The sequence below is a fragment of the Variovorax paradoxus EPS genome (assembly GCF_000184745.1).
In the GTDB taxonomy this organism is placed as follows: Bacteria; Pseudomonadota; Gammaproteobacteria; order Burkholderiales; family Burkholderiaceae_C; genus Variovorax; species Variovorax paradoxus_C.
The window spans coordinates 1,224,975-1,246,300 of sequence record NC_014931.1 but is presented as its reverse complement, the minus strand read 5'-3'; the positions used below and the strand labels follow the sequence as shown (position 1 = coordinate 1,246,300).

General features: G+C 67.6%; 15 protein-coding genes. 3 read left to right on the top strand and 12 right to left on the bottom strand.

Annotation, left to right across the window (positions count from 1 at the left end; translation table 11 throughout):
- Nucleotides 1–205 precede the first annotated feature (205 nt).
- On the bottom strand, nucleotides 206–979 hold the full coding sequence (locus tag VARPA_RS05535) for an SDR family NAD(P)-dependent oxidoreductase (RefSeq protein ID WP_013539573.1): 774 nt from the start codon (nucleotides 977–979) through the stop codon (nucleotides 206–208).
- 115 nt (nucleotides 980–1,094) lie between these two features.
- Here VARPA_RS05535 and VARPA_RS05530 point away from each other — a divergent pair, with 115 nt between their 5' ends.
- The gene (locus tag VARPA_RS05530) at nucleotides 1,095–2,030 is read left to right on the top strand and encodes an SMP-30/gluconolactonase/LRE family protein (protein ID WP_041942785.1); all 936 of its coding nucleotides are present in this window, start codon (nucleotides 1,095–1,097) and stop codon (nucleotides 2,028–2,030) included.
- Between the two features lie 349 nt (nucleotides 2,031–2,379).
- Here VARPA_RS05530 and VARPA_RS05525 read toward each other — a convergent pair whose 3' ends face one another.
- Genes VARPA_RS05525 through VARPA_RS05515 form a run of 3 tightly spaced genes read right to left on the bottom strand, consistent with a single transcriptional unit; the run spans nucleotide 2,380 to nucleotide 9,214 of the window.
- Nucleotides 2,380–3,453, bottom strand: coding sequence for an aldose epimerase family protein (locus tag VARPA_RS05525; RefSeq protein WP_013539571.1), 1,074 nt, complete (start codon nucleotides 3,451–3,453; stop codon nucleotides 2,380–2,382).
- Nucleotides 3,450–4,421 (bottom strand): alpha/beta hydrolase family protein, encoded by a 972-nt coding sequence (locus VARPA_RS05520; protein WP_013539570.1) that lies wholly within the window; start codon nucleotides 4,419–4,421, stop codon nucleotides 3,450–3,452. The genes VARPA_RS05525 and VARPA_RS05520 overlap by 4 nt, the downstream gene beginning before the upstream one ends.
- A 14-nt stretch (nucleotides 4,422–4,435) precedes the next feature.
- Nucleotides 4,436–9,214 (bottom strand): CapA family protein, encoded by a 4,779-nt coding sequence (locus VARPA_RS05515; RefSeq protein ID WP_013539569.1) that lies wholly within the window; start codon nucleotides 9,212–9,214, stop codon nucleotides 4,436–4,438.
- Between the two features lie 313 nt (nucleotides 9,215–9,527).
- Between VARPA_RS05515 and VARPA_RS05510 the strand changes: the two genes are divergently transcribed.
- Entirely contained in the window at nucleotides 9,528–10,622 is a 1,095-nt protein-coding gene (locus VARPA_RS05510) for an NADH:flavin oxidoreductase/NADH oxidase (protein ID WP_041942784.1), read from the top strand.
- A 12-nt stretch (nucleotides 10,623–10,634) separates the two neighbouring features.
- On the opposite strand, the gene VARPA_RS05505 is transcribed toward VARPA_RS05510, so the two are convergent.
- The 3 genes from VARPA_RS05505 to VARPA_RS05495 all read right to left on the bottom strand — a co-directional run bounded on the left by VARPA_RS05505 (nucleotide 10,635) and on the right by VARPA_RS05495 (nucleotide 12,454).
- Nucleotides 10,635–11,132, bottom strand: a complete 498-nt coding sequence (locus VARPA_RS05505; RefSeq protein WP_013539567.1) for a DUF2147 domain-containing protein — start codon at nucleotides 11,130–11,132, stop codon at nucleotides 10,635–10,637.
- Between the two features lie 168 nt (nucleotides 11,133–11,300).
- Entirely contained in the window at nucleotides 11,301–11,846 is a 546-nt protein-coding gene (locus VARPA_RS05500) for a GNAT family N-acetyltransferase (RefSeq protein ID WP_013539566.1), read from the bottom strand.
- Nucleotides 11,847–11,851: 5 nt separating this feature from the next.
- Nucleotides 11,852–12,454 (bottom strand): helix-turn-helix domain-containing protein, encoded by a 603-nt coding sequence (locus tag VARPA_RS05495; RefSeq protein WP_041942783.1) that lies wholly within the window; start codon nucleotides 12,452–12,454, stop codon nucleotides 11,852–11,854.
- 130 nt (nucleotides 12,455–12,584) lie between these two features.
- Here VARPA_RS05495 and putA point away from each other — a divergent pair, with 130 nt between their 5' ends.
- Entirely contained in the window at nucleotides 12,585–16,340 is a 3,756-nt protein-coding gene (gene putA / locus VARPA_RS05490) for a trifunctional transcriptional regulator/proline dehydrogenase/L-glutamate gamma-semialdehyde dehydrogenase (protein ID WP_013539564.1), read from the top strand.
- A gap of 297 nt (nucleotides 16,341–16,637) precedes the next feature.
- On the opposite strand, the gene VARPA_RS05485 is transcribed toward putA, so the two are convergent.
- From VARPA_RS05485 to VARPA_RS05465, 5 genes are read right to left on the bottom strand one after another with little or no spacing between them, the layout of a single operon-like run.
- Nucleotides 16,638–17,030, bottom strand: a complete 393-nt coding sequence (locus tag VARPA_RS05485) for a carboxymuconolactone decarboxylase family protein (protein ID WP_013539563.1) — start codon at nucleotides 17,028–17,030, stop codon at nucleotides 16,638–16,640.
- A 48-nt stretch (nucleotides 17,031–17,078) separates the two neighbouring features.
- Entirely contained in the window at nucleotides 17,079–17,729 is a 651-nt protein-coding gene (locus VARPA_RS05480) for a phytanoyl-CoA dioxygenase family protein (RefSeq protein WP_013539562.1), read from the bottom strand.
- A 21-nt stretch (nucleotides 17,730–17,750) separates the two neighbouring features.
- Nucleotides 17,751–18,977, bottom strand: coding sequence for a lipopolysaccharide biosynthesis protein (locus VARPA_RS05475; protein WP_013539561.1), 1,227 nt, complete (start codon nucleotides 18,975–18,977; stop codon nucleotides 17,751–17,753).
- Between the two features lie 5 nt (nucleotides 18,978–18,982).
- Complete coding sequence (locus VARPA_RS05470) at nucleotides 18,983–20,248, bottom strand: hypothetical protein (RefSeq protein WP_013539560.1); 1,266 nt, start codon at nucleotides 20,246–20,248, stop codon at nucleotides 18,983–18,985.
- A complete protein-coding gene (locus VARPA_RS05465) occupies nucleotides 20,245–21,315 on the bottom strand; it encodes a glycosyltransferase family 4 protein (protein ID WP_013539559.1) in 1,071 nt (356 codons plus the stop codon). The genes VARPA_RS05470 and VARPA_RS05465 overlap by 4 nt, the downstream gene beginning before the upstream one ends.
- Nucleotides 21,316–21,326: the final 11 nt, after the last annotated feature.

The following is a 21,326-nucleotide window of genomic DNA, read 5'->3' as shown; positions in this document are numbered from 1 at the left end:
TTGTCGAAGCACTGCCACCCGTTCACGCTGAACTTGTCGAAGCGCCGCCATCCGTTCACGCTGAGCTTGTCGAAGCGCCGCGCGAGGCTTCGACAAGCTCAGCCCGAACGGATTGACGGTCGCGAATGGATTGACGGTCGCGAACGGATTGACGGGTCGCGAACGATTGATGAGTGCGAACGGATTGATGAACGCGAGCGGGCGTTCAGGTCCAACCGGCGTCCACCGTGAACTCCTGCGCCGTGCACATCTTCGCGTCGTCCGATGCGAGGAACAGCACCATGCGCGCGATGTCCTCGGGCATCAGTTTGTCGGGCAGGCACTGGTTGCGTTTGAGGGCCTTCTCACCTTCGTCGTCGAGCCACAGCTTCACCTGCCGCTCGGTCATCACCCAGCCGGGCGACACCGTGTTGATGCGGATTCGGTCCTTGCCCAGATCGACCGCAAGCCCCCGCGTGAGCCCGTTCACCGACGACTTCGCAATGGCATAGCAGGGATAGCCCGAGCCCTTGCTCTGCCAGCCGGTCGAGCCGAGGTTCACCACCGAGCCGAAGCCCAGCCGCTTCATGCCCGGCACCACCGACTGGATCGCGAACAGCGCAGGCCGCTCGTTGATCGCCATGCGGTTGTCGTAGTAGTCGGGCGTGACCGATTCGAGCGTGTGGCGGTCATCGCTCGCCACGTTGTTGACCAGCACCGCGAAGTCGCCGAGCGCGGCGGCCGCATCGGCGATGGCGCCTTGCATTGCGCCGATGTCGCGCACGTCGCAGGCGCGCCACCACGGCGCGGCATGGCCGGCCTCGACGATCTGCTGCGCGAGCGCGGCACTGGCGCTCTCGGCGATGTCGATGAAGGCCACCCGCGCACCTTGCGCCGCAAAGGCGGCGACGATGGCCGCGCCGATGCCGCTGCCGCCGCCGGTGACGAACACAGTGCGGTCTTTCAGGCTCGGATGGATCGAGAGTTGGGGTGAATTCAAGAAGGGTCTCCAGTGAGATGGAAAACTGACATTGCAAAACGCATATCAATCTATTCCATATTGTTTGATTTCAATTATCAATATGCCTTGATACGATCCGCCGCGTCAAGGAGACATGACAAGGAAAACAATGACGAACTACACCGCACCCTCGATCGAGGGCTCCCCCGAATGCATCTGGGCCGCCGAGGCGAACCTGGGCGAAGGCACCCTCTGGTCGGAGCGCGAGCAGGCGCTCTACTGGATCGACATCCTCACGCCGCGCCTGTTCTGGTTTCGCCCATCCGACGGGGCGCGCCGGGCCTGGCAGTTCGATGAAGAGATCACCGCGATCTCGGAACGCGCGGAGGCGCCGGGGCTCATCCTCACGCTGCGCCGCGGCTTCGCGCTCTTCGATACCACTCAGTTGCCGGGTGCCGGCGCCAAGCCGCGCTACCTGCACCAGCCCGAACCCGAGCGCCCCAACAACCGCTTCAACGACGGCAAGTGCGACAGCCGCGGCCGCTTCTGGGGCGGCAGCATGGACTTCGACTGCAAGGCGCCCACCGGCGCGCTCTACCGCTACGACGCCGACGGTCGCTGCACGAAGCACGACGACGGCTTCGAGGTGACCAACGGCCCGACGTGGTCCGCCGACGGGCGCACCATGTACTTCAACAACACGGTGCTCAACAACCTGTACGCCTACGACTTCGACATGGAAGCCGGCACCGTGTCGAACCGCCGCGTGTGGCACCGCTTCCCCAAGCCGGACGGCCTGCCCGACGGCATGACCACCGACGCCGCCGGGCGCCTGTGGATCGCGCACTGGGATGGCGCGTGCGTCACCTGCCACGACCCGGTGACCGCGGCGGAGCTTGCGCGCATCGTGCTGCCCGCGAGCAACGTCACAGACTGCGCCTTCGGCGGCGCCGACATGCAGACGCTCTACATCACGACGGCCCGCAACGGCCGCACCGAAGAGCAGTTGAAGAGCGAGCCGCTGGCCGGTGGGCTGTTCGCCGTGCACATCGGCAGCCCCGGCGTGCCGGCGGCCTTGTTCGCGGGCTGAACCCGGCAACCGTCTGAACCGAGCCCCAACCGTTCGGGCTGAGCCCCAACCCGTTCGGGCTGAGCCCCAACCCGTTCGGGCTGAGCTCCAACCCGTTCGGGCTGAGCCCCAACCGTTCGGGCTGAGCCCCAACCGTTCGGGCTGAGCCCCAACCCGTTCGGGCTGAGCTCCAACCCGTTCGGGCTGAGCTTGTCGAAGCCTCGCGCAGCGCTTCGACAAGCTCAGCGTGAACGGACTTTTACTCAGCCCGAACGGCCGTTGACTCAGCCCGAACGGCCGATGACTCAGCCCAAACCGGCCGTTGACTCAGCCCAAACCGGCCGTTGACTCAGCCTGAGGTTATTTATCTTCAACCGACGCTGAACCGGTGTTCCGTCGTGCTGCGGAACACCTCGCACGGCCGCAGCACGGTCGACGGAAAGCCCGGCTGGTTCGGCGAATCCGGGTAGTGCTGCGTCTCCAGGCAGAGGCCATCGCCCTGCCGCAGGCTCGCACCTTGCGAACCCATGAGGCTGCCGTCGAGGAAGTTGCCCGAATAGAACTGCACGCCAGGCTCGGTGGTGTGCACTTCCATCACGCGGCCGGAGGCTTCGTGCGCAAGGCGTGCGGCCAATGCGAGGCCATCGCCGCCGCGGTCGCCATCGAGCACCCAGTTGTGGTCGTAGCCGTGCGCGCGCAGCAACTGCTCGTGCCCTTCGCGGATGCGTTCACCGATGCGCGCCGGCGTGCGGAAATCGAAGGGCGTCGCGCCCACCTCCGCCAACCCGGGCGGGATCAGCGTCGCATCCACCGGGCAGTAGCGGTTCGCGGGCAGCGTCAGCACATGGTCCATCACGTCGCCGCTGCCGGCGAGGTTGAAGTAGTCGTGGTGGCTCAGGTTCAGCACCGTCGGCTTGTCGGTCGTCGCGCGGTAATCGATGCGCCAGGTATTCTCGGTCGCCGAGAGCGTGTAGCGCACGGTGAGCTGCACTTCGCCAGGGTAACCCTCTTCGCCATCGGCGCTCGTGTAGCGCAGCTCGATGGCGATGTCGCCGCGCGCGTCCTCCGCGGACACCGGCTCGATCTGCCAGAAACGCGTGCCGAAGCCTTTCGCGCCGCCGTGCAGGGAATTCACACCGTCGTTCAGGCCCAGTTGGTGCGCAGTGCCATCGAGCGGGAAACGCCCCGCCGCGATGCGGTTCGCATAGCGGCCGACGATGGTGCCGAAGTGCGGATGCGGCTTCATGTAGTCGTCGAGCGAAGGCAGACCCAGCACAATATTCGCGGCCTGTCCGTCTCGGTCGGGCACGCGCAGCGCGGTGACGATGCCGCCGTGGTTGATGGCACTCAAGCTGAGGCCACGGCCGTTGTCGAGGGTGTATTCGGTCACTACGCGCCCATCGGGCATGCGGCCGTATTCACGTGAGGTGATGCTGCTGCTCATTCAGATCCAGGTATGGGTGGAAACAACGCCTCGCGCGCGCACAGCGATGCGGTCTGCAAGCCGATGCGGTCCGTGAGGTCGTGGTAGGTGGGTGGCTCCGCCGCATGCGTCTTCAGCTCGATGCGGTGGCCGGCTTTCGCCACCGCATCGCCGAAGCGCTGCTGCAGGACGAAGGGCGTGTTCTTGTCGTCGCGGTTGCCGATCAGCACGATGCGCCGCGACGGGTCGCGCGCGATGCCGCTCACATGGTCGAGCGGATCGTAGAACTGCGTGCTGCCGGTGGTGTCGGTGCGGCCGCCCTTCGACATGCCCAGCATGCGCGCGCGTTCGAGCAGCCCGTAGGCGCCCGAGGTCAGCACCGCGCAGGCCACGCGCGTGCGGCCCATGGTGAGCAGCGCGGCGCCGGCAGTCGCACCGCCGCTGTGGCCCAGGATCACGATGCGCTGCAGCTGGTGGCGCTGCATGAGCGCATCGAGCGCCGCATCGAGCGCGTGGAACTCCACGGGCTCGCGGCGCCTGCGGTGATCGCCCGAAGAGCCGTACGTGCCGGGCCGCGCCATGAAGATCCACGGCACGCCCGCGCGGTCGCGGCTGCGCTGCGCATCGAGCGTGCGCAGCGCCTCGGTGTTGCCGGAAATGCGCGTGGGCGGCTGGTCCATCACGCTGTCGCGGTCGCCGGAAAACTGCACGATCGCCACGCGCGCGCCATCGATCTCGTCGCTCGCGAAGTAGCGGATGCAGGCCGGCCCCTCGACCGGCTGCACCCAGAGGTAGCCGCGGCGGTCGGGGCAGTTCGCGCGCACGGCCGGCTGGTTCCAGTGCAGCACTTCGTCTTCGACGGCCGTCGTCGCGCGTGCAGTCGGTGTGCCCGGCGCGCGCAGATCGGCACCGGCGCGCTGCGCACAGGCGGCCTGCATCAACGCGATCAGCACGAATGCGAGGCGCCGATGTCGCCAGAGGGCAGGCATGAAAGGCAGCGTGGTCACAGCTTCTTCAACAGCGAGGGAATGGTGCCGAAATCCGAGCGGTCGCGGTCGCCCTTCACCAGCAGCAGGTCGCCGTCGCGCAGGTACTCGCCGAGGTACAGGGTCAGCTCGGCCGCGTTGTCGAAATGCGGGCCGAGCAGGCTGGTGGGCACCTCTTCGCGCAGCCAGCGCATCTCGTCGCCGTGCGTCACCAGGTGCGCGATGCCCGAGGCCAGCAGCGGCTCGGCCAGCCCGCGGTGCATCGCCTCGGCCTGCTCGCCCAGGTTCACGATGCGCCCGAGCACGCCGACCTTGCGTGCGACCGGCGCGTTGCCGGACGGCGCGCGGTAGCTGCGCACGAAGCTCATCGCGTTGCGCATCGACATGACCTCGGCGTTCCAGCTGTCGTCGACCAGCGTGACCAGCGCGCCGCTGCGGGTGCGCAGCGGCTCCACCTGCATCACCGAGGCGGGCAGCCGCACATTGGGCATGCGCGCGCTGGCTTCCTCGGCATCGAAGCCCATCGCCACGATCGCGGCGAAGGCCAGCGCCGAGTTGCGCACCAGCCCGATGCTCGCGACCGGAAACAGATATTCGTGGATGCGCCCCTTGAACGAGAGCCGCACGCGGCAGCCCGAGGATTCGGGGCGCGCATCGAGCAGGCGGATGTTGTCGCCCGGCCCGGTGCCCACGGTCCACACCTTCGCGGCCGTGCGCATCGCGGCCTTCACGACCTTCGCAAGGTGGGGAATGTGCCCGCTCACGACGGCGATGCCGCCCGGCTCCAGCCCGAGGAAGGCGCGCGACTTGTACTCGGCCGTCTTCTCCAGCGTGTTGGTCTTGGCGGTCTGCGAGAGCCCGACCTCGGTGAGGATCGCCACATGCGGGCGCGCCTCCAGCGAGATCGGTCCGCGGTCCATCCACAGCGCGCTCTGCGCCATCTCGAGGATGCACACGTCCACGTCGGGCCCGAGGCTCGCCATGGCGCCGGGCACACCGACGCGCGAGTTGTTGTTCTCCACCGTGGTGAGCACGCGCGCGCCCGGCGGCAGCAGGTCGCGCACCATGGCGATGGTGGACGACTTGCCCACCGTGCCGGTGACGCCCACCACCAGCCCCTTGTAGCGCGCCCGCGCGGCGGCGCCGAGCGAGAGCAGCGCACGGATCGGGTCGGGCACCTGCAGCAGCGGAAAGTCCGGCGGCAGCCCTTCGACCGCGTGCTGCACGATCGCGCCCGCGCACTGGGTGTGCAGGCGCGGCAGGTCGTCGTGCTGGTCCCAGTCTTCCGGCGCGTGGCTGAAGTTCTCGTGCGCGGCCAGCGTGCGGTAGTCCGATGCGACGAACAGCGCCGGCCCCGGCCGCACCTTCAGGTGCATCGGAAGGCGCACCACCGACTGCACCGACCAGCCCGCGGGCGGCGGCACCAGCCACTGCCCGCCGGTGATCTGCGCGAGCTGATCGGCCGTCCACACGGGCCCCGGGTCGCGGCTCGCGCCCGGCAGGTTGACCGACAGCACCGGCGCGCGGGTCTCGGGCAGCGGCGCCGGCACGCCGGGCATGCGCAGACCGCACCACACGGGAAGCCGCCGCGCCGCGGGCAGCTCGGGTGCGCCGCGCAGGCGCACTTCGAGCTGCAGCACGTCGCTTTCCATCTGGCGCGTGAGCGGCGGCCGCAGGCCGTAGCGGTCGCGGTAGATGCGCCCGGGCGTCCAGCGGCTGGTCGGCCACATCCAGTCGCAGGGGTCGTGGTCCATGCCGTCGCCCCACGCCGGCATGGTCTTGCTGCGCACGGGCAGCGCACGGAACTGCAGCCGCAGGTCGGCCTCGACGGGCGCATCGACCGTCCAGAACGACTCGACCCACAGCAGTTGCCGGCCGAAGACCTGGTTGGGCATGCAGCGCATGCCCACGAGGCGCAGCGGCCCGATCTTCAGCGGCGCCATGGCCGCATCCGCGGGCACGGCATCGACGACCCAGCCGGGTCTTGCGGTGCGCAGGGGCGGCGAGGCTGGGCGAGCCACCGCCGCATCGGCCGTCGCTGGTTGCAGCGGTTGTTGCGGCAGCACCTCCCGCACAGGCGGCGCCAGGTGCAGCACGCAGCCACCCTCGGGCGTCGGAAAGACCTGCGTGCCCAGCGCGCGGCATTGGGCGGCGAAGTGCTCGCTCGCGGCGCGCGCACGGTCGCCTTCGTATTGTTCGGAGAAGCCGAAATCGACGCGGATGGGCGTGAACTGCACCCGCTCGACGCCATGCGCATGGAGCGTGAGCGAGAAGACGCCCGCGTTCCACGCATCGCCGCGCATCGCATCGAACAGCAGGTCGCCCGCGTCATGGATGATCGGCCGCCCGCGATAGACCTCGATGCCCTGCAGCACATGCGCCGAGGTGCCGAGGATGGCGTCGGCACCCGCATCGATGATCGCGTGGCCCACCGCGACCTCGGCGCGCGAGGGCACGGTCTCCAGGTTGTCGCCCCAGTGCACCGCCACCAGCACCACGTCGGCGTGCGACCGCGCCCGGGCGATGCGCGGCGCGAGCGTCGCGGTCCATTCGGCGGGGTCGCTCAACGGCAGGTAGGCGCCGCCCGGATGCCAGGCGGTCGCCGCGAATTTCGGCTGCGTGGCATCGAGCGAGAACAGCGCCACCCGCACCTCGCCGGCAAGGGCCATCACCGGCTGCAGCGCGGCCTCGAGGTCGGGCCCGGTGCCCGCCGAGCCGATGCCCGCGGCGTCCAGCAGCGTCTTCTGTTCCAGCAGGGCCTGCGGGCCGTAGTCGCCGCTGTGGTTGTTGGCGGTGCTCACGAGGTCGATGCGCGCGGCCGTCAGCACGTCGATCATCTCGGGCCGCGCGCGGTAGTAATAAGCGCCGGTCTCGTCCTTGTCGGCGCCCTGCTCGCCGGTGGTCGCGACCACGCATTCGAGGTTGACGATGCGCAGGTCCGCATCGCGCAGCGCGGCGATGTTGCCGAGCATCGCCTGCGGTCCGCCCAGCTCGGCCATCCGGTAGTGCTGGCGCCGGCCGAGGTTCACGTCGCCGCCCCAGGCCACCACGCCGCTCGGGCCGCGCGGGCCCGGTGCGGCGCCCGTCTCCGCGGCGCCGGCTTCGGCCTGCTGCGCCTCGCGGTTGCGCAGCATCCGGTGGTACGCGACGTAGCCCGAGAGGTAGTGCTCCACATCGTCGATGCGCACCCGAAAGCTGTGGTGCTTGATGAAGAACGAGCCCGCGATGCGGTCCGGATTGCGAAAGAACATCGCCAGCTCGGGCCAGAAGTGGCCGTTGGCCAGATACCGCGCGCGGTGCTCCAGCGCGCGGTCGAACTTCTCGCGGTCCAGGCCGTCGAGCAGCGGGCGCAGCGCCGGGTCGGCATCGATGCGCAGCACCATCTCGCGCGCCGCCATCATCAGTTCGAGCAGCGTCGGGAAGGTGGTGATGCGCTCCAGCACGAAGTCCAGGTACCCGGCCACGTTCTGCAAGCCGAACTGGTAGTAGCGCGTCTCGGGCCTGTAGCGCGTGAGCTCGTTGACGCAGTAGCTCAGCCAGTGGTCGTGCGCCTGCCAGTGCTTGGCCGCGATGAAATGGTCGAAGGCTTTTTCGACCACCGCGAGCCAGCGCTCGTCGCGCGTGAGCCCGTAGAGGCGCATCAGCCCGAACGCGGCCTCGCCGTCGTAATAAATGACGCGGAACGCATCCTTGATGTCGAGCTTGGGAAAGTTGAGCACGTGGACGAAGCGCCCGGTCTTCGTGTCCTGCATGGCGCGGATGCCGAGAGCCAACTGCTCCATCAGCGTCATGTACTGCCGGTCGCCGGTGAGCTCGGTGTACTTCACCAGCGCAAGCAGGCAGACCGCGTTGCCGCCGAGCTTGACCTCGTTGCCCACGTCCACCAGCAGCGCCGCCCGCGCGCCGTCGGGCAGCGGCACCTGCCGGATCAGCTTCTGCGTGAGGATGCCCAGCGAGCGGTCGATGGCCGCCTTCTGCGTGGCGCTGCGCGTGAGCTCCCAGGCTTCGAGCATCGCGTAGGTGGTGCTGGCGTGGCGCAGGGTGTTGTAGGTGGGAATGGCGCGGTCGAAGCAGGGGAACCAGCCGTAGTGGAATTCGCCCGTGGGCTTGACCTGTTCGGCGAGGTAGTCGCTTGCCGAATCGATCAGGGTGCGCACCTGCCGCGCGTTCCAGTCGTCCAGCCGGCGAAAGCCTGCGGCCTGGCCTTCGGCGGTGATCGGCCAGGCGCCCTGGGCATCGACATACACCGCGCGGGTGGTGAAGCACCAGACCGGCGCGGTGTCGTCAGAGGGAAAGTCGATCTCCGTGCCGAAGCGGCGCTTGGCGTGCAGCCGCAGGTTCGCGAGGTTGGGCAGTGCGTGCTCGACCTCGCCGCTGTAGAGCACCGCCGCGCCCTGCATCTCCTGCGCGAGCATCGCGTGCTTGAAGTGCGCGTCGAAGGCGATGCCGAGGTTGAAGTAGTTGCGCTTGGTTTGCGCCAGCTTCGCCTTCAACTCCCCCCAGCTCATGGCCGTGACCGTATCGACGATCTCCGCGCGCAGGCGCTCGAAAGGCCGGTCGCCGCGCCTGGCCTGAACGGCCGCCGCATCGGCGCCCCGCGTCCATGCGGCCTCGATGTCAGGTCCGCGTCCGGACACCACACGGGCCCGGCTCTCGCCTTCGCCCATGGCGAAGAACACCACGCATCCGGCCTCCGCGGTGGCGGGCGATGCGGGGGGCAATGCGCCCTCGGCATCCGCCAGGGCAAGCCTGGCACGGTTCAACAGATCGGAGAGAGAGTTCGGTTCGTGCGTCATTCCACCGCGAATGATGACAGGGCACGACGCAGCCTGCCATCCCGATAACCCGGGACGTGGGCCGCTGTTCGGGGTGCCATTTATTCAGGTCGTGCTCAGGTAGCGGGTCTAGGCCTGCGCACCCTGCGCAAGGGGTCGCGAAGCTCAGGCCCACGCCTCCTGGCGATGGTGATCGGCGCACTGCTATCCATACTGCGGCCGGCCGCAAGGCTTCTGCGGCGCCGGCAGCACAGGCCGCGCCGCCGCTCCAGAATCGCGGCACCTGCGCAGCCACTTCATGACATGACATGACCAAGCCCACCTCTTCACACCCCTGCAACTCGGAACGCTTCGCCTGGACAACCGCATCGTCATCGCGCCGATGTGCCAGTACTCCGCCACCGAGGGCACGCCAGGCGACTGGCACCTGATCCACCTCGGCCACCTCGCGCTTTCGGGCGCGGGGCTGATGATCCTGGAGGCGACGGCGGTGGAGGCCGAGGGGCGCATCTCGCCGGGCGACCTCGGGCTTTACTCCGATGCCAACGAAGAGGGCCTGGCCCGCGTGCTCGCGGCGACGCGGGCCCACTCTCCCATCAAGATCGCGATGCAGCTCGGGCACGCAGGGCGCAAGGCATCGAGCCGCGCGCCATGGGAAGGCGGCAAGCAGATCCCACCGGGCGAGCCCGGCGGATGGAAGGCATATGCGCCCTCGGCCGTGCCGCATGCACCGACGGAAGATGCACCCATCGCACTCGATGCCGCGGGCCTCACGCGCATCCGCAATGCTTTTGTCGATGCCGCACGGCGCGCGGCGAGATTGGGTCTCGATGGCCTGGAGATCCACGCGGCGCACGGCTACCTGCTGCACCAGTTCCTCTCGCCGCTGGCCAATCACCGCGACGACGAATACGGCGGCAGCCTGGAGAACCGCATGCGTTTTCCGCTCGAGGTATTCGATGCGGTGCGCGAAGCCTTCCCCGCCGACAGGCCGGTGTGGGTGCGCGTGTCGGCCATTGACTGGGTGCCGGACGGATGGGACCTCGAAGGCACCGTCGCGTTCGCCAAAGCGCTCGAAGCGCGCGGCTGTGCGGCGATTCACGTGTCCAGCGGCGGCGTATCGCCCAAGCAGGCCATCGCGCTCGGCGCGGGCTACCAGGTGCCGTTCGCCGAACGCGTGAAATCCGAAGTCGGCATGCCGGTCATCGCGGTGGGCCTCATCACCGAGCCGCGGCAGGCCGAAGAGATCATCGCGAAGGGACAGGCCGATGCGGTGTCGCTCGCACGCGCGATCCTGTACGACCCGCGCTGGCCGTGGCATGCGGCCGCCGAACTGGGCGCGCAGGTGAAGGCGCCGCACCAGTACTGGCGCTCGCAGCCGCGGGAGTTCAAGGACCTGTTCGAGAGTGCGGCGTTCGGGGCGCGTTGATCGACGACCACGTCAATCGTTCGACGCAACCCGCACCCATCGCTGCGTCTTCCCGAACAGCGGCAGTCCGACATACGCATGCAGCAGCAACTCCCCCGCCGCATTGCCAGCGGTGCTGACCGACATGTTGCAGCGATAGGTCTTCCCGTTCTCGCGGTTGTAGATCTCGCCGGCCCATTCGGTGGGCGGCCGCGCGGGGTCGGCGGTTGCATCGACGGGCGCGAAGTCCTTCAGCAGCGTCATGCCGAGCGCCGGGCGTTTGTCGGCGGCTTGCATGTCGCCGCCGCCGGGTGCCATCGAGCGGTTGCCCAACACCTTGGTGACGGTGCCGCACAGCGCGGCGCCGCAGGGCGCGACTTCGACTTCGAGGTTGCCGTTCGCGGTGATCCAACGGCCGCGCGGATCGGCGGCGGCGGATGAAGGCTGGGCCTGCGCGGTGAAAGCTGTAGCGAACAACAGGACGGCGGCAAACGCGCGGCCTGAACGATGGTGGAGCGAGAGCAGGGTCATGGCGGACTTCGTGTCGAGTGGATGAGGCGCTCATTCCATCGCGGCACGCGCCTTCATGTGTTTCGGTTCGCCTGCCGATTCGTCGCGCTGCGTATCCGGCGCGGCCCCAGACACGGTGCGATACAAAAATCCGTGCCGCTCAGGCGGCCGCGGTGACCAACGAACCGCTCATGCGCGCGCCGCCAACGCGCGATAGAAGAACGTGGTGCCACACGGCTCGCCCTCCGGCAGCAGCGCGAACCCAGGAATCACGCCCACGCGCAGCCAGCCCATTCGTTCATAGAGCCGCTCGGCCTCGGCACTCGATGTGTCGAGCACCAGCAGCGTCTTGCGATGTTCTTGTGCCGCGTCCTCGGCCGCGCCCATCAGCAGCGCGCCGATGCCCCGGCGCCGCGCGCGGCGGTACACGAGCATCTTCGAGACCTCGGCGCGGTGCGGCTGGTTCTCGGGCTGATCCAGAACGAGCTGCACCGTGCCCAGCAAGCCCTCGGCGTCCTCGGCCACCAGCAGCACGCGTTCGCCGCGCGCCACGCCCTCGGCCACCTTGCACCAGAACGCGAGGGCGCGTTCGCGCGTGATCGGCAGCATGAAGCTCACCGACGCGCCGCCCTCCACGCAATCGATCAGCAGATCGGCCAGTGCGTGCACCTCCGCATCGCTCACCGCCGCAAGGGCACGGATGCGGGGTGCTTCCTCGGTCGTCGTTGTCGTCATGTCGTTCATCTCCAGGAGGTGGGTGCCGTGGTGATCACAACGGCATAGCGCGCGGTTTTGCGCGTGGGGTTGTAGTAGCTCATCGGCTGGTCGAGCGTGAGCGCAAGACAGTCGCCCGCATCGAGCCGGTGGAGGTCGTCACCCACGGTGACTTCGATGCGCCCTTCGAGCACCCACACCTGCTGGTGGATGCGTGGCTCGCGCGCGCCGGTCTCGTAGGCCACGCGGGCCTTGGGTGGAAAGTTGACCTCGACGATCTGTATCGGCGAGATGGCACCGCCGGGCGAGACATTGCGGCGCACATAGCCGGAGTGCGGATCGCGCCATTGCAACTGGTCGGCCAGCCGCGACACGGGGCTGGCGACGGGCTCGGCATCGTCGAACAGCGAGGCGAGCGGAACGCCGAGGCCGGTGGCGAGCTTTTCGAGCAGCACTGCGGTCGGACTGCTCTCTCCGCGCTCGATCAGAGAGATCATCGAGCGGCTGACGCCGCAGTGCGTGGCCAGTGCATCGAGCGACAGGCTGCGGGAGGCGCGAAGGTCGCGCACGCGCTGGGCGATGCGGTCGTTGAGAGAGGTGGTAGCCGGGGCTGGCGTTGATTCCGTCATATTGGATGAAATATCCATCAAATAAGAATCTCCGTCAACCCGTCATTTGTTCGGCGATACGGCCATTCTTCGAAGAAATATTCGTCAAAGAGATTGAGATCATTCAACAACTCACCAGCACGGATTCGACATGAGCGCCAACAACCCCGACCCTCTGCCCTCCTCGTTCATCGATTTCGCCGACGGCCTCACCGCGCCTTCGGCCTTGCGTGCGCAGATCACCGCCGCTTACCGGCGCCCCGAACCCGAGGCATTGCCGCCCCTGCTCGAGCAGGCCCGCTTGCCGGCCGGCCAAGCCGAAGAAGCGCACGCCCTCGCCCATCGCATCGCAGAACAACTGCGCAACCGCAAGAACGCCGCCGGCCGCGCCGGCCTCGTGCAAGGCCTGCTGCAGGAATACGCGCTCTCCTCGCAGGAAGGCGTCGCGCTGATGTGCCTGGCCGAAGCGCTGCTGCGCATTCCCGATGCCGAAACGCGCAACGCCCTCATCCGCGACAAGATCGCGCATGGCCAGTGGCAGTCGCATGCGGGGCGCAGCCCCTCGGTGTTCGTCAACGCCGCGACCTGGGGCCTCCTGCTCACCGGCAAGCTGGTGGCCACGCACAGCGAGACGGGCCTTTCGACGGTGCTCACGCGCCTCATCGGCAAGGGCGGCGAGCCGCTGATCCGCAAGGGCGTGGACATGGCGATGCGCATGATGGGCGAGCAGTTCGTCACCGGCGAGACCATCGCGCAGGCGCTGGACAACGCACGCGAGTTGGAGGCCGAGGGCTTCCGCTATTCGTACGACATGCTCGGCGAAGCGGCGCTCACCACCGAAGATGCGAAGCGCTATCGCATCGCGTACGAAGACGCCATCCACGCGATCGGCAAGGCCTCGAACCACCGCGGCGTGTATGCGGGCCCGGGCATCTCCATCAAGCTCTCGGCGCTGCACCCGCGCTACAGCCGCGCACAGCACGCGCGCGTGATGGACGAGCTGTACCCGGTGCTGCGCGCGCTCACGCTGCTCGCGCAGCAGTACGACATCGGCATCAACATCGACGCGGAAGAAGCCGACCGCCTCGAGCTCTCGCTCGACCTGCTGGAGCGCCTGTGCTTCGAGCCGGCGCTCGCGGGCTGGAACGGCATCGGCTTCGTGATCCAGGGGTATCAAAAGCGCTGCCCCTTCGTGATCGATTTCGTGATCGACCTTGCGCGCCGCAGCCGCCACCGGCTCATGGTGCGCCTTGTGAAAGGCGCGTACTGGGACAGCGAGATCAAGCGCGCGCAGATCGAAGGCCTCGAGGGCTACCCCGTCTACACGCGCAAGGCCTACACCGACGTGTCGTACCTCGCCTGCGCGCGCAAGCTGCTCGATGCGCCCGAGGCGATCTACCCGCAGTTCGCCACGCACAACGCCCACACGCTCGCCGCGATCTACACGATGGCGGACCCGTCGCGTTATCAGCCGGGGCAGTACGAGTTCCAATGCCTGCATGGCATGGGCGAGCCGCTGTACGAGCAGGTGGTCGGGCCGCTCGGTCGGCCGTGCCGCATCTACGCGCCGGTGGGCACGCACGAGACGCTGCTCGCATACCTGGTGCGGCGACTGCTGGAGAACGGCGCGAACACCTCGTTCGTCAACCGCATCGCGGACCCGACGATTCCGCTCGAAGCGCTGGTGGAAGACCCGGTCGCGACGGTGGAGCACATGGCGGCGAAGGAAGGCGCGGTCGGATTGCCGCACCCGGCCATTCCATTGCCCGCGGCGCTCTACGGCGAGCAACGCAAGAACTCGCAAGGCATCAACCTCGCGAACGACGACAGCCTGCGCCTGCTGGGCGAAACGCTCCGCGCCACGGCCACCGAACAGTGGCGCTCAGAACCGCTGCTCGCGGAGGACCGCGAAGCCTCCAGCAGTTGGGCCGATGTGCTGAACCCCGCGGACCATCGCGATGTCGTCGGGCAGGTGCGCGAAGCCACACTGGCCGATGTCGAATCGGCCGTGACGCAAGCCAAAGGCATCGCAACGACATGGGCTGCGACACCGTCGGCGGAACGCGCAGCCTTGCTCGACCGCGCGGCCGATCTGCTCGAAGCCCAACAGCCGCGCCTGCTCGGCCTGCTCGCCCGCGAAGCCGGAAAGACGTACGCCAACGCCATCGCCGAAGTGCGCGAGGCAGTCGACTTCCTGCGCTACTACGCCGCACAGGCACGCATCGATTTCTCCAACGACACGCACCGCGCGCTCGGGCCGATGGTGTGCATCAGCCCGTGGAATTTTCCGCTCGCGATCTTCACCGGCCAGGTGGCCGCCGCGCTCGCGGCCGGCAATCCGGTGCTGGCCAAGCCCGCGGAGCAGACGCCGCTCGTCGCCGCCGAGGCGATCCGCGTGCTGTGGCAAGCAGGTGTTCCGCACGCGGCCGTTCAACTGCTGCCGGGCCGCGGCGAAATCGTGGGCGCCGCACTGGTCGCCGATGCGCGCGTGCAGGGCGTGATGTTCACCGGCTCGACCGAGGTCGCACGCATCCTGCAGAAGACGCTGTCGGCAAGGCTCGGCGCTAACGGCGCGCCCGTGCCGCTCATCGCCGAGACCGGCGGCCAGAACGCAATGATCGTGGACTCGTCCGCGCTGATCGAACAGGTCGTCACCGACGTGATGGCCTCGGCTTTCGACAGCGCCGGCCAGCGATGCTCGGCACTGCGCGTGCTGTGCGTGCAAGAGGAAGCAGCCGACCGCCTCATCGAGATGCTCAAAGGCGCGATGGCCGAGAGCTGCATCGGCAACCCCGCGCGGCTGGCCGTCGACGTAGGCCCGGTGATCGACGCCGAAGCGCGCGACAACATCGAGCGCCACATCGCCACCATGCGCAGCCGCGGCCGCCGCGTCTACCGGCAAGGCCGCGAGTACGCGCACGACACGCGCCAGGGCACCTACGTGATGCCGACGCTCATCGAGCTCGACAACATCGCGGAGCTGCAACGCGAAGTGTTCGGACCGGTGCTTCATCTGGTGCGCTATCGCCGCCGCGACCTGGGCGCGCTGGTCGGGCAGATCAACGGCACGGGCTACGGGCTCACGCTGGGCGTGCACACGCGCATCGACGAAACCATTGCGCAGATCGTGGAGCACGCGAAGGCGGGCAACGTTTATGTGAACCGGAACATCGTCGGCGCGGTCGTGGGCGTGCAGCCGTTCGGCGGCGAAGGCCTGTCGGGCACGGGGCCGAAGGCGGGCGGGCCGCTGTACATGTACCGCATGCTGTCGAAGCGGCCGGACGATATATTGGTGCGCGCCATTGCGGATGCGGACCCGGGAAACGCATCGCCGACCACACAAGCCGGAGCACCACAAGTCGCGCTGTCGGCTTTGACCCGTTGGGCTAACGAAACGAACCGCGATGCACTGGCAACCCAATGCCGACGCTTTGGAGAACTCTCGCGCTCGGGCAGTTCGCGCACGCTGTCCGGCCCCACGGGCGAGCGCAACGTCTACACGCTGCAGCCACGCGAAGCCGTGTTGTGCCTTGCCGATGCGGAAACTGATCGGCTGGTGCAACTGGCAGCCGTGCTCTCGGTGGGCAGCACGGCGATATGGCCCGCGAATGCGGGCGCGCAAAGTCTGCGCGCATCGCTGCCGGCCGAGGTGCAGCAGTCGGTTGCCGTTGCGAGCGACTGGACTTCGGAGACCGTGGTCTTCGATGCCGTTCTTCATCACGGCGATGCGACGGGTCTCATGGGCGTCGTGCATCGCGTCGCATCGCGGTCGGGGCCGATCGTCGGCGTGCGCGCGTTCGCTCCGGGGGATGTGGGCATTCCGCTTGAAAGCCTTGTGGTTGAGCGTGCGTTGAGCGTGAATACCGCTGCTGCTGGTGGCAACGCGAGCTTGATGACGATCGGTTGATGCCGTCATTCAGGGCGCGTGCACAGGCCGCCGGGTACTCCCCTCCGCGAATGTCCCCCGCTTCGCTCCTCCTTGATTTCGCTGCGGGGAGCACCCGACGCCCTGCGCACATGGACGCGCTGCTGGTGTGCGGCCTATCAACGACCGCTCTGACGCCAAGTTGCGTTCGAAAAGACAAACCGTTCACGCTGAGCTTGTCGAAGCGCCGCGCGAGGCTTCGACAAGCTCAGCCTGAACGGTTTGCTTTGGATCGACCAGCCAATTCGAATGGAGCGCTCGCCCCGAACCGCAACGGCCTTACTTGTCGAACGCCGGATCAATAGGCACCCGATACCCGTTGACCAGCCGGTTCGTCTCGTTCGCCATCCCCACCACGCCCATGAGCTCGCCAAACATCTCGGGCGTCATGCCGGCTTTTTCCGCACCCGCGTGATGGCTCGCGATGCAGTAGCCGCAGCCGTTGCTGACGCTCACCGCGAGGTAGATCATTTCCTTGACCACCGGGTCGAGCGCGCCGGGCGCCATCACTTCCTTGAGGCTCGACCAGGTGCGCTTGAGCGTCACGGGGTCGTTCGCCAGGTACTTCCAGAAGTTGTTGACGTCGGGCACTTTGCGCGATGTCTTGATGTCGTCGAACACGGCCTTCACTTCGGCCGAAGCGTCTTCGTAGTTGATCGGTTGGGGTTTCATCGGGTCTCCTAGGTCAGCGGTGTGCCGCGCACAAGGATAGTCCGCCCCTCATGCCAGGCGAGGCCCGTGGTCTCTAACGGCCGGCGGCATCAGCGGCGGCCGCTGCCTCAACGCGAGCGCGTCGTCCGCATAGAGGATCGCGAACGCCCTGCGCTTCTCGTTGAAGTTCACGCCGCTCGCGCCCGCATGGTGCAGCGAGCGGTAGTTGAAGGCCACCACGTCGCCCGCGTCGACCTCGTAGCCGACGATGTCGAAGGCGCGGCGGTTGGCCTCGATGTCGCGCACCTCGATGCGGCCGGCCCAGCCGCGCTCCGCCTTCCAGAGATGCGAGCCGCGCACGACCTCGATGCCGGTTTCGCGCGGCACATGGTCCACCGGCATCCACACGCGCACGATGCGGTGGCTGTCGGCGAGGCCGTATGAGGTGTCCTGCTGCCAGGGGGTGCCGGCCGCCATCGGGTCGCTGTCGAAGAGCTGGTCGTAGATCCAGCGCAGACGCCGCGTCACGGTGAGCTGCCGCGCGACCTCGCCTGCGCCCGACTCGAACATCACCTGCTCGTGCTCGACGCCGTCCTGCGCGCGCCGCACCCACTCGGGCGAGATGATCTGGCGCAGGCACACCACGCCGTCCCGGAGGAACCGCAGGCGCTCGTCCAGGCGGACATCGCGGAGCAAGGGGTTGATGTTGTTGTTGTTCATGGCAGGTTGCTTCTCAGCCCCTCAGGCGCCCTGCAGCCTCGGCGCCCGCATGAACACGAACAGCCAGCCGATCATCAGCGCGGCCATGCAGGCAAAGCCCAGCGTCATCGCGTGGATGGTCTGGATGTACGAGACCGGGGCTTTGGCCGCGAGCATCGCGATGCCGAACACCACCGCCCCCACGACCGAGCAGAACAACAGCGCGCCCGGCTGCGCCGCGGCACGGAAGCCCGTGCGCAAACACATGGTGAGACCGAAGATGGCCGGCGCGTAATAGAAGGGCGAGAAATCCATGTGCCGGTAGTTCTCGCCGAAGGCCAGCACCACGAGGTGCGGCCCGAGCAGGCCCAGCACCACGCCGGCGAGTTCGGCGATGAGGAACCCCATCAGCACGAACATCACGAAGAGCCGGTGCACGCTCCTGCGGTCTTCGGCATGCCAGCGGGCCGCCAGTTGCGGCAGCAGGTAGTAGCCCAGCGCCGCGAGCACGTACTGCATCGGCAGCAAGAAGGTGATGTAGATCTTGAGCAGGCCGCCCTGCTCCGAATCGGCCGACGAGCCCAGGAGCAGGATGGCGCCGCCCGTCATGATCCAGCTCATGAACTGCGAGAGGCTGGCCTTCCAGCCGTAGGCCATCGATTCCTTCACGGTGAGGCCTTGCGCATCTTTTGCAGCGGGCAATGCGGGCATGACGTTGCGCAGGTTCAGCAGCACCAGGATCAGGAAAGGCAACTGCAACGCCGAGACCAGCAGCAGCGCCTCGCCCCATGTCGCGGGCTTTTCGACACCGAGCACCGCGACATACCCCGCGCAGATCAGCACGCCGGTGATGCACAGCATCGCGTAGCGCCGCCCGGTGAGCAGCAGGCTGCGCGAGAGCCAGAAGATCTCGTAGCCGACGATGAGCGCCACGCCCACCCAGCGCAGTTGCCCGGGAAACACGATGAGCTGCCAGCACAGGTAACCCACGAGCGAGAAGAGAGCGACGAGCCCCCAGCTCGTCCATGCCGCGGACCGGCTCACATAGAAGCGCCGGATCAGCAAGGGCTCGTGCACCATCGCCGTGTGCAGGATGTACTGGAAGCTCACGACCGCCAGGAATGCGGAGGCGATGCCGAACTCCGAAGGCGACAGCACGCGCGCGAGCGCAAAGCTCAGCAACAGCTGGCTCGCGCTGTAGATGCACTGGTCGGCAATCGCGAAGACCGGGCCGCCGAGACGTTTCCTGATACCTGAAAGACGCGCCATCGCGTCTAGTCCGAGATCGACAGCAGCACGGGATAGGCCGAGGCCTTCGCGGAGAACCCGCCGCCCGCGCGGGGCCCGCAGCTGCCGCGGCGCATCTCTGGGAAGAAGTCGACGCGCGTGCACTTCTTGCCTTCGGCGACGGGGACGGTCACGTCTTTTTCGGAGCCGGGTGTCCACAGCACGTGCAGCAGCGCGTCGCTGCGCTTGAGCACCAACTGGTTCACGCCCTTCGCGTCGTCGTACGAGACTTTCTTCGAGTGCCTGGCGATCTTCAGGAATTCGGTGAGCGCGGAGAACGCCTCTTTCTTTTCGCCCGCGTTCGACATGATCCCGAAGTTGTCTTCCTTCGAGAACGACGAGCGGCCGCGGTCGCGCCAGGCGTAGAGGTTCAGCAGCTTGATGCCGGCTGCCGCGTTGATGAGGTATTCGCGAAACACCAGCGAGGCCTGCGTGCTCTGGCTGCGCACCGGCAGGTACGAGGCGTAGCCCCATTCGGAAATGGCGATGCCGGTCTTCTGCAGTTGCCGCTGGTCGAGCTGCGCGCGCAGCTTTTCGTAGTCGCCGAAGGCGGTCTCGGGCACCGGTCGGTACGGGTGGATCGAAATGTCGGTCAGGCAATCGGACTTGGCGGCCGCGACGAAGGCGTTCTCCAACTGCCTTGGCACCTTGCCGCCCACGAACGGCAGGTTCGCGAAACCGAAGCCGACGACGATGTTCGGCTGCACCTTCTGTTTGGCCATGTTGGCGCAGAGCTCCGACGATGCGGCTTCGAAATCCGACAGCATCGCGGGGTTCAAAAAGGTCTTGTGGTCGGGCTCGTTCCACACTTCCCACACGGCCACGTCGTCGGTGTGCGCCTTCATGAAGCCGACCGCGAAATCGGAGAACAGGCTCTCCTTGCGGGCGCCCGCGCGCAGCTCTTCGGGCTTCGCGCCCCAGATTGCGTTGCCGCCGAACAGCGTCACGATCGCGTCGAGCTTGGCGTTGCGCACGCGCTTGATGAGGCGCGAGTAGTCGATGAGGCCGGGGTTCACGCTCTTGAGCGGCGGGCGCACGCCGAAGCGCACGAACTCGAAACCGGCCGCGCGGATCTCATTGAGGTCGGCGTCGGTGATGGTGGCGGGGTCGATCTGCACGCTCAGCGCGACCGGGTAGTCCGTGTCGATGCCGCTCACGCCCCGGGCTTGCGCGGCATGTCCAGCGAACATCCACACGCTCAGCAACGCAAGGACCTGCAGGAAACGTCGGGCGCGGCAGGAAAAAATCTTCATCGGAGAACCGACTCCTTGTACAGGTTGACGATGGCCGTGTTCATGCGCTGCGAGGTGAACTTCTCCTCGAAGATCCGCCGCCCGGCCTGCCCCATCTGCTGCAGGGCCGCGTCGGAGAGGCCATCGATGTCGCGCAGCGCCTGGTCCATCTGGTCGAGGGAAAAGAGCCGGCCGCTGGTACCGTGCTCCACGATGTCGACAAGGCCGCCGACGGCCGAGGCGAACACGGGCTTGCCGCGCGCCATGGCTTCCACCGCGACGAGGCCGAAGCCTTCCCACCGCGACGGAACGATCGTGGCGTCAGAGGCGCGGTAGACGGCATCGAGCGCGTCTTTCTCGAGCCAGCCCTTGAACTCCACGTGCTCGGGCTGCGCGAGCTGCAGGTCCTTGCGCACGGAATCGCCGACCACGATGAGCTTGAAGTTCGGCCGCACCCTTGCGTAGGCATCGAGCAGCGCGTCGATGCCTTTCTGCTTGTCGAGCCGGCCGACGAAGAGCACCTTGCGTGGCTCGATGCCGCTCGCCGGCGCGCTCTGCTGCACCATCGATTGCTCGATGCGGTCGATGCCGTTCGGAATGCACCGGCAGCGCAGGATGCCGAATTTCTCGGCGATGCGGATCTCGTGCTTGCTGATGCAGATGATCGCGTCGCTGCGCCAGGAGAGCAGCCGCTCGATCCAGCGGTAGGCGATGTTCTTGTACGCGGGGCCGGTCTGGTCGAATGCCCAGCCGTGCGAGCAATAGACGATCTTCACGCCGAGCGGCACCTGCCCGGCGAGCGCCATGGCGCGCACCACACCACCGGCAATCGAGCTGTGCAGATGAAGAATCGCCGGCCGCTCCGCCGCGATGATCTTGCGCACGCTCTTCGCATACCCGAGCAGCGCCGAGGCCTTGCGCGCGGTCGGCACGACGTGGGTGTTCTCCGCGCCCAGCCAGTCGACCTGCCCCGGCAGCACGAACTTCACCTGGCTGATGTCGGGCGACGTGGTCTGGTGGCGCGCGACGGTGCGGAGATACGTCTCCAGCCCGCCCTTGAGCGTCTCGGCAACGTGCAGTACTTTCATGGTGAGGCGCG